Annotated in this window: 12 protein-coding genes; 7 read left to right on the top strand and 5 right to left on the bottom strand. The window is 61.8% G+C overall.

What is annotated here, in order from left to right; genetic code table 11:
- Nucleotides 1-92 precede the first annotated feature (92 nt).
- Nucleotides 93-857, bottom strand: a complete 765-nt coding sequence (locus tag JFT58_RS26625) for a LuxR family transcriptional regulator (RefSeq protein ID WP_034126677.1) — start codon at nucleotides 855-857, stop codon at nucleotides 93-95.
- A gap of 183 nt (nucleotides 858-1040) precedes the next feature.
- Between JFT58_RS26625 and JFT58_RS26620 the strand changes: the two genes are divergently transcribed.
- The 6 genes from JFT58_RS26620 to JFT58_RS26595 are packed head-to-tail and all read left to right on the top strand — an operon-like array spanning nucleotide 1041 to nucleotide 7201.
- The gene (locus JFT58_RS26620; RefSeq protein WP_034126678.1) at nucleotides 1041-1928 is read left to right on the top strand and encodes a proline iminopeptidase-family hydrolase; all 888 of its coding nucleotides are present in this window, start codon (nucleotides 1041-1043) and stop codon (nucleotides 1926-1928) included.
- Nucleotides 1929-1931: 3 nt separating this feature from the next.
- Complete coding sequence (locus tag JFT58_RS26615; protein WP_034126679.1) at nucleotides 1932-2879, top strand: ABC transporter permease; 948 nt, start codon at nucleotides 1932-1934, stop codon at nucleotides 2877-2879.
- Complete coding sequence (locus tag JFT58_RS26610) at nucleotides 2876-3733, top strand: ABC transporter permease (protein WP_054898622.1); 858 nt, start codon at nucleotides 2876-2878, stop codon at nucleotides 3731-3733. The genes JFT58_RS26615 and JFT58_RS26610 overlap by 4 nt, the downstream gene beginning before the upstream one ends.
- Nucleotides 3730-4686, top strand: a complete 957-nt coding sequence (locus JFT58_RS26605; protein WP_054898621.1) for an ABC transporter ATP-binding protein — start codon at nucleotides 3730-3732, stop codon at nucleotides 4684-4686. Before JFT58_RS26610 ends, JFT58_RS26605 begins: the two co-directional genes overlap by 4 nt.
- A complete protein-coding gene (locus tag JFT58_RS26600; protein ID WP_054898620.1) occupies nucleotides 4683-5654 on the top strand; it encodes an ABC transporter ATP-binding protein in 972 nt (323 codons plus the stop codon). The genes JFT58_RS26605 and JFT58_RS26600 overlap by 4 nt, the downstream gene beginning before the upstream one ends.
- A 32-nt stretch (nucleotides 5655-5686) precedes the next feature.
- Complete coding sequence (locus tag JFT58_RS26595) at nucleotides 5687-7201, top strand: ABC transporter substrate-binding protein (RefSeq protein WP_054898619.1); 1515 nt, start codon at nucleotides 5687-5689, stop codon at nucleotides 7199-7201.
- 119 nt (nucleotides 7202-7320) lie between these two features.
- On the opposite strand, the gene JFT58_RS26590 is transcribed toward JFT58_RS26595, so the two are convergent.
- The 4 genes from JFT58_RS26590 to JFT58_RS26575 all read right to left on the bottom strand — a co-directional run bounded on the left by JFT58_RS26590 (nucleotide 7321) and on the right by JFT58_RS26575 (nucleotide 11009).
- The gene (locus JFT58_RS26590) at nucleotides 7321-8061 is read right to left on the bottom strand and encodes a YciK family oxidoreductase (protein ID WP_014717613.1); all 741 of its coding nucleotides are present in this window, start codon (nucleotides 8059-8061) and stop codon (nucleotides 7321-7323) included.
- 177 nt (nucleotides 8062-8238) lie between these two features.
- Nucleotides 8239-8910, bottom strand: coding sequence for an N-acetylmuramic acid 6-phosphate phosphatase MupP (gene mupP, locus JFT58_RS26585; protein ID WP_034135125.1), 672 nt, complete (start codon nucleotides 8908-8910; stop codon nucleotides 8239-8241).
- A gap of 4 nt (nucleotides 8911-8914) precedes the next feature.
- Nucleotides 8915-9613, bottom strand: coding sequence for a bifunctional 2-polyprenyl-6-hydroxyphenol methylase/3-demethylubiquinol 3-O-methyltransferase UbiG (ubiG, locus tag JFT58_RS26580; protein WP_003189760.1), 699 nt, complete (start codon nucleotides 9611-9613; stop codon nucleotides 8915-8917).
- Nucleotides 9614-9677: 64 nt separating this feature from the next.
- A complete protein-coding gene (locus JFT58_RS26575; protein WP_054898618.1) occupies nucleotides 9678-11009 on the bottom strand; it encodes a TRZ/ATZ family hydrolase in 1332 nt (443 codons plus the stop codon).
- Nucleotides 11010-11118: 109 nt separating this feature from the next.
- Here JFT58_RS26575 and mtnA point away from each other — a divergent pair, with 109 nt between their 5' ends.
- Nucleotides 11119-12189: an S-methyl-5-thioribose-1-phosphate isomerase gene (gene mtnA / locus JFT58_RS26570; RefSeq protein WP_054898617.1), complete on the top strand. Its 1071-nt coding sequence runs from the start codon at nucleotides 11119-11121 to the stop codon at nucleotides 12187-12189.
- Nucleotides 12190-12347: the final 158 nt, after the last annotated feature.

Genomic DNA, 12347 nt, shown 5'->3' with positions numbered 1-12347 from the left:
CGTACCCTGCTCTGAAAAAAAGGATCAGGGTTACGATAGTCTGAACAAAAAGTTTAGGTAACTAGCAAAACAGATAGGTTTTTGCCGAAAGCTCAACCTTCCAGCAAGCGGTAGTGGGTGGCGCGAACCACGGCCTGAACACGGTTCTTGGCGCCCAGTTTGTGCATGGCCGAGGCCAGGTGCAGAGTGACCACCGCCAGGGAGCGGCTCAATTGCGAGGCGATTTCGGCGGCGGTCAGGCCTTCAGCCGCCCATTTCAGGCATTCGCGCTCGCGCTTGGTCAGGCGTATGTGCGGATAAGCCCGCACCTCCTTGCTGAACAGCGGGTACGCCGCTTCCTGGAGGGCATGGGTAATCAGGCTGAAATCGGCCAGCGTATGTTGGGCGTCCTTCAATACCGTGCGCGCCTTGCCGGTGCGCAACCCGGTCAGCGAGGCGAAGCCGCCCCGGGGCAGATGAATCGGCACGCTGACGCCGCAGGTCAGCTGACGCTCATGCAGATAAGAAGAAACGGGGGCGTGGCAGGGGTCGATGATCTTTTGCAGGGCCGTCTCAGTCTTGGCCTCATAGGACCAGACAAACGGCGACACTGTGCTCAGCGCCAGGTGTTGCACCGGGTCGATCTGGTAAAACCCTTCGCTGCACCATAAGGCGTGCCAATCGCTCGGTGTGTTGCGCAGTTGCAACAGCGAGGGCGTGATCAGTGCGCCGTTGAGGTCGATGGGCACCGGGGTGTAGTCATACACCAGGGCATCGAAGCCCAGTTGTTGGGCAAGGATAAACGTATTGTCCATCTGTTCATCCAGGCTCCTGCCCGGTATGAGGCGATTATTGAAGGCGGTCAGCTTGGCCAGCATCCGTTCTGCTCCCGAATTCATTTGAATCTCGACTTGCTGCAAGTAGAATGCCACGCCCCGGCGAAGGACTGCCAGGCCAAACCTATAAGAAATACTAGGTTATGGACGCACGGCATCCTCGGTAGTGTTGACCTGATAAACGGCCGCTACCCGCCAGGCCGATACAACACAAGGAATGTATGCATGTGGCGTGAAATTGCCCCCGACCAGCAGTACAACGTGCAAGTCGACGGCCATAACCTCGTGGTCTACAGCTTTGGCGAAGGCGATGAGGTGCTGCTGTGTCTCAACGGCGGGCCGGGCCTGCCGTGTGACTATCTGCGCGACGCCCATGGCTGGCTCAAAGCACATAACCTGCGAGTGGTTGCATTCGACCAGCTTGGCACGGGCGCATCAGCCAGACCGACCGATGCCTCACTGTGGGAAATCCGCCGTTATGTCGAAGAAGTCGAGACCGTGCGCCAGGCGCTGGGCCTGGGCCGCGTGCATCTGCTCGGGCATTCCTGGGGCGGTTGGCTGGGGATCGAATATGCCGTGCATTATCCCGGTGCGCTCAAAAGCCTGATCCTGGAAAACACCGTCGGCGACATTCCCCACCTGTCCCAGGAACTGGAGCGTCTGCGCGGCGCCCTGGGCAGCGAAACCGTGGCCATGATGCAACGCCACGAAGCCATGGGCACCCTCGACCACCCGCAGTACCAGGCCGCCATCACCTTGCTCAACTACCGCCACGTGTGCCGGCTCGACGAATGGCCAGAGCCGGTCAAGCGCTCCCTGGGCGACTGGAACATGGGGCCGTACGAAACCATGCAAGGTCCCAACGAGTTCCTCTATATCGGTAACCTCAAGGACTGGAACCGCCTCAAGGAAATGGCCGAGTTCACGATGCCGATCCTGATCACCACCGGCCAGCATGATGAACTCACCCCCGCCTGTGCGATGCGCATGAAACTTGCAGCCCCCCACGCCGAGTTGCATGTGTTCCCCAACAGCAGTCATATGCCTTTTTACGAGGAGCCACAGGCGTACTTCCCGGTGCTGCTGGACTTTCTCGCTCGCCACCGAGGCTGACGCATGAACCTGGCGCGCTACCGTTTTGTGTTGTCCCGGCCCCTGCAATTGCTGCCGGTGCTGCTGGGCATCAGCCTGATCACCTTCGTGTTGGTGCGCTCGATTCCTGGCGACCCGGCGCGTGCCTTGCTGGGTTCGCGCAGCACGCCGGATGCGCTGCTGAAGATCCGCGCCCAGTTCGGCCTCGACCAGCCCTTGTGGCTGCAATACTTTTACTTCCTGAAAAACCTGCTCAAGGGCGACCTCGGCCAATCGCTGCTGTACAAGGTCGACGCCCTGAAACTGATCGTCACCCGGATCGAGCCGACGCTGGTGCTGGTGCTGGGCAGCGTGGTGCTCGCTTTGTTGATAGCGGTGCCACTGGCAACGATTGCGGCGCGCCAGCAAGGCCGTTGGGCGGACAAGCTGATCCGCGTGTTCACCACGGTCGGCCTGGGCATGCCGGCGTTCTGGCTGGGGTTGATGCTGATCCTGCTGCTCAGCGTGAAATGGGGCTTGTTCCCGGTGTCCGGTTACGGGCGCACTTGGCTGGATAAGGCGCACCACATGCTTTTGCCATGCCTGACAATCGCCCTGGCGCTGTCGGCGGTGCTGGTGCGCAACCTGCGGGCGAGCATGTTGATGGAGTTGCAGGCGGATCACGTCACTGCCGCACGTGCACGCGGGCTGGCGGAAGGCGCGGTGTTTCGCCGGCATGTACTGCCCAACGCTCTGGTGCCGGCGGTCAACCTGCTGGCGGTCAACATCGGTTGGCTGATCAGCGGCACGGTGGTCATCGAAAGCCTGTTCGCGATTCCAGGCATCGGCCAGTTGCTGGTGCGCGGCATTTTCACCCGTGACTACATGGTGGTGCAGGGTGTGGCGATGGTGCTGGCCTGTGCCACGGTGGTGGTCAACTTCCTGGCCGACCTGGTAACCGTGGCCCTCGACCCACGGGTGAAGATGCAATGAGCAGTCGCCCATTGATTGCCCCGTGGCGCTTGCGCCTGCGCTTTGGTTTTCGCAATGGCCGGCTGACCGCCGCATGGGGTTTGTTGATCCTGTTCGCGTGGTTGGCCCTGGCGTTGTTTGCGCCGTGGGTCGCGCCCTATGACCCTATCGCGCAGGACACCAGCATGAGTTTGCTGGCCCCCAGCCTTGCCCATCCGTTGGGTACGGACAATTACGGCAGGGACATCCTGTCGAGGGTGATCTGGGGGGCGCGCATCGACCTGCAGTTGGCGGTTATCGGGGTGATCTTCCCGTTCATCATTGGCACCTTTATCGGTGCGGTCTCGGGTTATATCGGCGGGCGTTTCGACAGTGTCTGCATGCGTGTGATCGATGTGGTGCTGGCGTTCCCGTTCCTGGTGCTGATGCTGGCGATCATGGCCATCCTCGGGCCGGGCTTGCAGAGTTTTTACATCGCCATGGCGCTGGTGGGCTGGGTGTCGTACGCGCGCCTGATTCGCTCGCAGATCCTGGTGCTCAAGGAAAGCGAGTTCGCCCTGGCCGCCAAGAGCCTGGGCTTTGGCCATGGGCGCATTCTGTTCCGGCATTTGCTGCCTAATGCGCTGTTTGGCTCCATTGTGTTTTCCATGTCCGACGCGGTGCTGGTGCTGCTCAACGGCGCCGCCGTCAGTTACCTGGGCCTGGGGGTGCAACCGCCGACCGCCGAATGGGGGACGATGGTGGCCGAGGGGCAAGCCTTTATCACCACCGCCTGGTGGATCTGCACCTTTCCGGGCCTGGCCATCGTGACCTTGGCCATGGGCTTCAGCCTGTTGGCCGATGGTGTTGCGCAGGTATTGGGAGAGCGCTCATGAGCCTGTTGCAGGTGCGCGACCTCAGTGTGATCGCCAACAACGCCGGGAGTGAGGTCACCTTGGTGGATCGGGTGTCCTTCGACCTGGCCGAAGGTGAAATCCTTGGCCTGGTGGGCGAGAGCGGTTCCGGCAAGACCATGGCCTGTCGCGGCCTGATGCGTCTGTTGCCATCGCCCAATCTTCGCGTGCAGGGCGGCGCTGTGCAGTTGGCCGGCCAGGACCTGTTGGCACTGGATGATGCCGGCATGCGTGCCGTGCGCGGCGGGCAGTTGGGCATGGTCTTCCAGAACCCCAGCAGCCACCTGGACCCGTTGATGCGCATCGGTGAGCAGATCGCCGAGGGCATCCGCCTGCACCAAGGCGCGTCGAAAAAAGACGCGCGCTTGCAGGCGATCGAGGTATTGCGTCAGGTCGGGATTCCCGACCCCCAGGCGCGGGTCGACAACTACCCCCATGAGTTTTCCGGTGGCATGCGCCAGCGCGCAATGATCGCCGTGGCCCTGGGCTGCAACCCGAAGGTGTTGATCGCCGACGAACCGACCACGGCCCTGGATGTGACGGTGCAGGCGCAAATCCTGCGGCTGTTGCTCGACCTGCGCGACCAGCGTGGCCTGTCGATCATCATGATCACCCATGACCTGGGCGTGGTGGCGCAAACCTGCGATGCCATCGCCGTGATGTATGCCGGGCGCCTGTGCGAGCACGGCAGCAAATACGAACTGCTGGCCCAACCGCAACATCCGTATACCGCAGGCCTGATCGACTGCCAGCCAGCCCACAGCAGCGGGCATGCGTTGTTGCGCACCATTGCTGGCCAGCCGCCGTTGCTCGATGCATTGCCCGACGGCTGCCGCTTCCACCCGCGCTGCCCACAGGCCGGCGCCTTGTGCGCCGAGTTGCTGCCCCAAGGCGCACGCGTGGCCTGTCACTACCCGTTGGGAGCGCGCCCATGAGCCTGTTACAGGTCAAGGATTTGGAAGTGCGCTTTACGGCGTCCGGCAGCGGCCTGTTTGGCCTCAACCGCCAGTGGGTGAGGGCGGTGAACGGGGTATCGCTGAACCTCGCCGCCGGTGAAACCCTGGGTTTGGTGGGCGAGTCCGGCAGTGGCAAGAGCACCCTGGGCCGGGCAATTCTGCACCTCAACCCGATCAGCGCCGGGCAGGTGTTGTTCGACGGTATCGACATGGCCCATGGCAGTGCCATCGACATCGCCCGGCTGCGGCATGAGACCGCGATGATTTTCCAGGACCCCTACGCCGCGCTCAATCCACGGCACAGCATTGGCGAAACCATCGCCGAGGTACTGCGTGTGCAGCGTAAGGTGGCGGCGCAGCAGATTCCTGATCGTGTGAATGAGTTGCTCGAACTGGTCGGCTTGCGTCCTGAGCTGGCTTCACGCAAGCCCGGCTCCCTCAGTGGCGGCCAGTGCCAGCGCGTGGGTATCGCCCGGGCGCTGGCGGTGGAGCCACGCCTGATCATTGCCGATGAATGCGTGGCCGCGCTGGATGTGTCGATCCAGGGCCAGATCATCAACCTGCTGCTGGAACTGCAACAGCGTATGAACCTGGCGATCCTGTTTATCGCCCATGACCTGGCCATCGTAAGGCGCCTATGCGACCGCGTGGCGGTGATGTACCTGGGCAAGATCGTCGAAGAAGGCCCGGTGGAAGCGGTGTTCACCGCGCCCCGTCACCCGTACACGGCGGCGCTGATCCAGGCCATCCCGGAGATCGATCCGCACCGGCCATTGCCTGCGCAGCCATTGCCCGGCGAACCGCCGAGCCCGCTGAATCTGCCGACAGGCTGTGCCTTTCACCCGCGTTGCCGGTATGCGCAAGCCATGTGTTCCTCGGTATTGCCCCCCACCCATTTCCAGCACGAGCATCGGTACAGTTGCGTGCTTGAAGACCCTTTGCTTTGACCCTCTGCCATTCATTAACAAGGAGTTGTGATATGCACTCGCGCCACTTGAAATTGCTCGCCGCCGCTACCCTCACGGCCTGGTCGCTGACCGCCGGCCTGGCCCATGCCGCCGGTGTGCTCACCATCGGCTGCCGTGAAGACAGCACCACTTTCGACCCGATCAAAAGCGCGCAAAACCGCGACACCTGGGTATTTGCCAACGTCTACGACACCCTGGTGCGCGTGGATAACCTGGGCACCAAGATGGAACCGGGCCTCGCCGAAAGCTGGGACATTTCCAAGGATGGCCTGACCTACACCTTCAAGCTGCGCGAGGCGAAGTTCTCTGACGGCTCGCCGATCACTGCCGCCGACGCCGCGTTCAGCCTGCTGCGCATCCGCGACAACAAGGCCTCGTTGTGGAGCGACCCGTTCAGCCTGATCAACACCGCCACGGCCAGCGATGCCAAGACCCTGGTGGTCACCCTGAAAACCCCGGCTGTGGCCTTCCTCTCGCAACTGGCGTCGCCGACGGTGTCGATCCTGTCGGAAAAAGCCATGACCAAGATGGGCGAAGACGCCTACTCGGAAAACCCGGTGACGTCCGGCGCGTTTACCGTGGACGAGTGGCGCAAGGGCGACCGCGTGATCCTGAAGAAAAACCCGAATTTCTGGCAGGCCGGCAGCGTGAGCCTGGACGGCGTGGAATGGGTGTCGGTGACCGATGACAACACGCGCATGCGCATGGTGCAGAACAACGAACTCGACACGGCGATCTTTGTACCGTTCTCCCGCGTGGAAGAGCTGAAGAAAGACCAGAACGTGGTGATCCACGCCGACCCGTCCACCCGTGAAGATCACCTGTTGATCAACCACGAGCACGGCTTGTTGGCCAAGCCGCAAGTGCGCCAGGCCCTGGACATGGCCATCGACAAGCAATCGCTGGTCAAAGCCGTCACTTACGGTCAAGGCACCGTGGCTTATTCCTACATTCCAAAGGGCTCGCTGTACCACTACGCCAACAACCTGCAACGCCCGTACGACCCGGCCGAAGCCAAGAAGCTGCTGGCCGCTGCGGGTGCCCAGGATTTGAAGCTCAACTACGTGGTCAACGCCGGCAACGAGGCCGACGAGCAGATCGCGGTGATCATCAAGGACCAGCTAGCCAAGGTCGGCGTGACCGCCAACCTGCAGAAAGTCGACCCCACCCAAAGCTGGCAGATGCTGGTGGACGGTGAATACGATATTTCGGTGATGTACTGGACCAACGACATCCTCGACCCCGACCAGAAAACCACCTTCGTACTGGGCCACGACACCAACCAGAACTACATGACCCGCTACAAGAACGACCAGGTCAAGGCATTGGTGGCGGCCGCGCGGATCGAGGCAGACCCGGCCAAGCGTGAGCAAATGTATGTGGAGTTGCAGAAACTGGCCAAGCAGGATGTGAACTGGATTGACCTGTACTACAGCCCGTACATCAACATCTCACGCAAGAACATAAGCAACTTCCTGCAGAACCCGTTGGGGCGCTTCACCCTTGAGGAAGTGGTCAAAAATTGAGTTTTTAACTACACCACAACGCAATGTGGGAGCTGGCTTGCCTGCGATGGCGATGGAATATTCACCACCGCTATCGCAGGCAAGCCAGCTCCCACCTTTGTTTTGCGGTGTGTCAGGGCTTATTGCGCATCGAAGGCCTGGCCATTGATGCCGGCACTGTCGGGCCCCATCAGGTACAGGTACACCGGCATGATCTCTTCCGGCGCCGGCCTTTCCATCGGGTTTTCCCCTGGGTACGCCTGGGCGCGCATGCTGGTGCGGGTGCCGCCCGGGTTGATGCTGTTGGCGCGCACTGCGGCCACATCTTCCAGCTCATCGGCCAGGGTTTGCATCAGCCCCTCGGTGGCGAACTTGGACACGCCATAGGCACCCCAATAAGCACGGCCCTTGCGCCCGACACTGCTGGAGGTGAACACCACCGACGCGTCCTGGGACAGCTTGAGCAGCGGCAGCAAAGTGCTGGTCAGCATGAACATCGCGTTGACGTTGACGTGCATCACCCGCATGAAGTTCTCGCCGGACAACTGCTCGATGGGCGTGCGCGGGCCGATGATCGAGGCGTTGTGCAACAAGCCGTCGAGGTGGCCGAATGCTTTTTCGATCATCGCTGCCAGCTCATCGTATTGATGGGGCAGGGCGGTCTCCAGGTTGAACGGGATTACCACCGGCTGTGGGTGGCCCGCGGCTTCGATCTCGTCATACACCTGGGCCAGGTTGGCTTCGGTCTTGCCCAGCAACAGCACGGTGGCGCCATGGGCGGCATAGGTTTTTGCCGCTGCCGCACCAATCCCGCGCCCGGCGCCGGTTACCAGGATGATCCGGCCTTTGAGCAGTTCTGGCGGTGCAGAGTAATCAAACATAAATAGCCTCGACAAAATTCAAGGTGATACACCACTTGAAGTGGAATCCATTTCCTGTGGGAGCTGGCTTGCCTGCGATGGCGGACTAACTGCCGCCAGATGTGCTGGCTGGCAGGCCGCTATCGCAGGCAAGCCAGCTCCCACATTGATCTCAGCGTTGCTGAGATCTTCGAACAATCAGCAACTGCACAGCGCGTTATCCAGCACCTTGCGCAATTCCAGCGGGTGATCCACCACCACATCCGCGCCCCAGTGGCGTGGGTTGTCATCCGGGTGGATATAGCCATAGGTGACCGCCGCCGTGCGCGTACCGGCGTCGCGGCCGGATTCGATGTCGCGTAGGTCATCGCCCACGAACAGCACGCTGGCCGGGTCCAGGTCGAGCATTTTGCACGCCAGGATCATCGGCTCCGGGTCCGGCTTGCTGTTTTTCACATGGTCCGGGCAGATCAGCACGGCCGAGCGTTCGGCCAGGCCCAGGCGCTGCATGATCGGTTCGGCAAAGCGCACCGGCTTGTTGGTGACCACGCCCCAGATCAGCTTGGCTTTCTCGATGTCTTCCAGCAGTTCGGCCATGCCGTCGAACAGTTTGCTGTGCACCGCGCAGTCCTTGAGGTAGCGCTCCAGGAATTCCTGGCGCAGCTCTTCAAAGCCTGGGGATTCAGGATCCATCGAGAAGGTCACGGCAACCATCGCCCGGGCACCGCCGGAAATTTCATCGCGGATGTGCTGCGGGTTGATCGGTTCCAGGCCGCGGTCGGCGCGCATGGCTTGGCAGATGGCGATAAAGTCCGGCGCGGTATCCAGCAGGGTACCGTCCATGTCGAAGAGAACCGCTCGCAACTTCACAGGCTTACTCCTCGCGCAGGGTCTGGATCATGTAGTTGACGTCAACATCGTTGGCCAGCTTGTAGTGCTTGGTCAGCGGGTTGTAGGTCAGGCCGATGATGTCCTTGACGGTCAGCCCGGCCTGGCGGCTCCACGCACCCAGCTCGGAAGGGCGGATGAATTTCTTGAAATCATGGGTGCCGCGTGGCAGCAGCTTCATGATGTATTCGGCGCCGATGATCGCGAACAGGTAAGCCTTGGGGTTGCGGTTGATGGTGGAGAAGAACACCTGGCCGCCGGGCTTGACCATACGGAAGCACGCACGGATCACCGAGGACGGGTCTGGCACGTGTTCGAGCATTTCCAGGCAGGTGACCACGTCGAACTGCTCGGGCATTTCTTCGGCCAGGGCTTCGGCGGTGATCTGGCGGTACTCCACGCTCACGCCGGATTCGAGCTGGTGCAACTGGGCCACGGCCAGCGGCGCTTCACCCATGTCGATGCCCATGACGGTGGCGCCGCGCTGGGCCATGGCTTCGCTGAGGATGCCGCCGCCGCAACCGACGTCCAGCACTTTCTTGCCGGCCAGGTTGACGCGCTCGTCAATCCAGTTGACCCGCAGTGGGTTGATGTCGTGCAAGGGCTTGAATTCGCTCTCGCGGTCCCACCAGCGATGGGCAAGGGCTTCAAACTTGGCGATTTCGGCGTGGTCGACGTTGCTCATGGTGAATCCTCTGAATCTGATAAGTCGGTGTGTCGCGGCTGAACCCAAGGCTTCAGCCGCGTCGTTATTCGCTGTGCCCGCTGATGCGTTGGCCCCAGGCAATGGCCGTGGCGGTCAACTGTTGTTCATCCATGCGGGTCAATTGCCGGTCGTCGAGCAATGGCTTGCCGGCAACCCAAAGGTGTTTCACGCAATCGCGCCCGGTGGCATATATAAGCTGTGAGACCGGATCGTAGATCGGTTGTTGCGCCAGCCCGGAAAGATCAAAAGCGACGATGTCTGCCGCCTTGCCGATTTCCAGGGAGCCAATCTGGCTGTCCAGGCCCATCGCCCTGGCGCCGTTGAGTGTGGCCATGCGCAAGGCGCGGTGGGCATCCAGCGCAGTGGCCGAACCGGCCACGGCCTTGGCCAGCATCGCCGCCGTGCGGGTTTCGCCGAGCAAATCCAGGTCATTGTTGCTGGCAGCGCCGTCGGTGCCGATGGCCACGTTGACGCCAGCCTGCCACAAGCGCTCCACCGGGCAAAAGCCGCTGGCCAGTTTCAGGTTCGATTCCGGGCAGTGAATGACGCTGGTGTTGCTTTCTACCAGTAAAGCCAGGTCGTCTTCGCTGATTTGGGTCATGTGCACGGCCTGAAAGCGCGGGCCCAGCAAGCCAAGGCGAGCCAGGCGCGCCAATGGCCGCTCGCCGGTCTGCTCGATGGCTTGCTGCACTTCAAAGGCGGTTTCGTGAACGTGCATATGGATCACGGCGTCCAGCTCTTCGGCGATCACCCGGATTTTTTCCAGGTTGGCATCGCACACGGTGTACGGGGCGTGTGGGCCGAAAGTGATTTTGATGCGCGGGTGGTGCTTGAGGTCGCCGAACAGCTCGATACCCTGGCGAATCGCCTCGTCGGCACTACTGGCGCCGGGGATCGGGAAGTCGAGGATCGGCAGTGCGATCTGCGCACGCATACCGCTGTTGTGCACGCACTCACTGGCGACCTTTGGGTAGAAATACATGTCCGAGAAGCAGCTGATGCCGCCCTTGATCTGCTCGGCAATGGCCAGGTTGGTGCCGTCGCGCACGAACGCTTCATCGACCCACTTGGCTTCGGCGGGCCAGATGTGTTTTTCCAGCCAGGTCATCAGTGGCAAATCGTCGGCCAGGCCGCGGAACAGGGTCATGGCTGCATGGCCGTGGGCATTGACCAGGCCGGGGCTGAGCAGCATGCCGGGCAGTTCACGCACTTCTCGCGCCGCCAGCTTCAACGCCGCGTCCCGTGGCCCGATAAAGGCAATGCAGCCATCGCGGATACCCAGGCCATGCTCCTTGAGCACCACCCCAGCGGGCTCGACGGGTACCAGCCAGGTCGGCAGCAGCAACAAGTCGAGCGGGGCGGCAGTGGAGGTCATCGCAGGCTTCTTCCCAGGCAGCTATAAAAGAAGGGCGAAGTATACCCGAGCGTCCTGGCTGGCGGATCGCTATAATCCGCGGCTTTTGTTCATGAGTGCGGGGTAAGGGATGCGCGACCGACTATTGGCTGCAGACAAAGTGAAGGCCATCGAATGGCGTGATGGCGCGCTGCACCTGCTCGATCAGCGCGTTTTGCCGTCCCGCAAGCACTGGGTGGCCTGCGGTACCGTTGAGTCGGTGGCCGACGCCATTCGCACCATGGTGGTGCGGGGCGCGCCGGCCATCGGCATCTGCGCCGCCTATGGCTTGGTCCTGGCCGCCCGCGAGCGTATCGCCGAGGGTGCTGACTGGCAGGCTGCATGGGAAGAAGACTACGCCTTGCTGGCCCATACCCGACCGACCGCATCGAACCTGTTCTGGGCCTTGCAGCGCATGCGCGACCGCCTCGACCGCCTCAAGCAGCACGCCGACCCGCTGGTGGCGCTGGAAGCCGAAGCCGTCGCGATCCATGAGAGCGACCGGGAGGCCAACGTGGTCATGGCCCAGTTGGGCATGGAGCGGATTCGCAAGCACCAGGGCAATGCCCAGGCGATCCTCACCCATGGCAACGCCGGCGCGTTGGCCTCCGGCGGCGTTGGTACAGCCCTCGGGGTGATTCATGCCGCGTATCTGGAGGGGCTGGTCGAGCAGGTCTATGTCAATGAAACCCGCCCCTGGCTGCAAGGCTCCCGTCTTACAGCGTGGGAGTTGGCGGGCCAGGGCATCCCGGTGGCGGTGAATGCCGACTCCGCCGGGGCGCATATCCTCAAGACCAAAGGCGTGACCTGGGTGGTGGTGGGAGCTGACTGTATTGCGGCCAATGGCGATGTGATCAGTAAGATCGGCACTTATCAGTTGGCCGTGTGTGCCATGCACCATGGCGTGCGTTTTATGGTGGTGGCGTCGAGTTCGACCCTCGATTTGATGATGGCTACGGGGGAGGATGTTGCGCTGGAGCAGCGGGATATTGGTGAGTTGCTTGAGGTTGATGGGCAGCGGTTGGATATCGCGGCGTTTAACCCTGTGTTTGATGTGACGCCTGCGGACCTGATTGACGTGATCGTCACCGAAAAAGGCATTGTCGAGCGGCCAGACACTGCCAAACTGGCCAAGTTGATGTGCCGTAAGCGCCTGCATTGAGGGTGTCGGTGGCTGTGGGGGCGCAATCGCAGGCAAGCCAGCTCCCACCTTCAACCGTGTTCACACATCAAAGGTGGAAGCTGGCTTGCCTGCGATTGGCCCTTGAAGTCAATAAAACGTCTGCATTCCACCCTCGCAAAAAAGCACCATCGCGCCTC

Origin of the sequence: Pseudomonas sp. MF6767, assembly GCF_016405475.1 — a bacterium.
Lineage (GTDB): Bacteria > Pseudomonadota > Gammaproteobacteria > Pseudomonadales > Pseudomonadaceae > Aquipseudomonas > Aquipseudomonas paracarnis.
Note: the sequence above shows the minus strand (reverse complement) of the source record. Positions and strands in the feature narration are given on the sequence as shown.

Excerpts from the sequence above, each read along its gene's own strand:
- JFT58_RS26590 (WP_014717613.1), bottom strand. The coding sequence starts at position 8,061 with ATGTTTGATTACTCTGCACCGCCAGAACTGCTCAAAGGCCGGATCATC.
- JFT58_RS26625 (WP_034126677.1), bottom strand. The coding sequence starts at position 857 with ATGCTGGCCAAGCTGACCGCCTTCAATAATCGCCTCATACCGGGCAGG.
- JFT58_RS26620 (WP_034126678.1), top strand. The coding sequence starts at position 1,041 with ATGTGGCGTGAAATTGCCCCCGACCAGCAGTACAACGTGCAAGTCGAC.
- JFT58_RS26610 (WP_054898622.1), top strand. The coding sequence starts at position 2,876 with ATGAGCAGTCGCCCATTGATTGCCCCGTGGCGCTTGCGCCTGCGCTTT.
- JFT58_RS26575 (WP_054898618.1), bottom strand. The coding sequence starts at position 11,009 with ATGACCTCCACTGCCGCCCCGCTCGACTTGTTGCTGCTGCCGACCTGG.
- JFT58_RS26595 (WP_054898619.1), top strand. The coding sequence starts at position 5,687 with ATGCACTCGCGCCACTTGAAATTGCTCGCCGCCGCTACCCTCACGGCC.
- mtnA (WP_054898617.1), top strand. The coding sequence starts at position 11,119 with ATGCGCGACCGACTATTGGCTGCAGACAAAGTGAAGGCCATCGAATGG.
- ubiG (WP_003189760.1), bottom strand. The coding sequence starts at position 9,613 with ATGAGCAACGTCGACCACGCCGAAATCGCCAAGTTTGAAGCCCTTGCC.
- JFT58_RS26600 (WP_054898620.1), top strand. The coding sequence starts at position 4,683 with ATGAGCCTGTTACAGGTCAAGGATTTGGAAGTGCGCTTTACGGCGTCC.
- JFT58_RS26615 (WP_034126679.1), top strand. The coding sequence starts at position 1,932 with ATGAACCTGGCGCGCTACCGTTTTGTGTTGTCCCGGCCCCTGCAATTG.
- JFT58_RS26605 (WP_054898621.1), top strand. The coding sequence starts at position 3,730 with ATGAGCCTGTTGCAGGTGCGCGACCTCAGTGTGATCGCCAACAACGCC.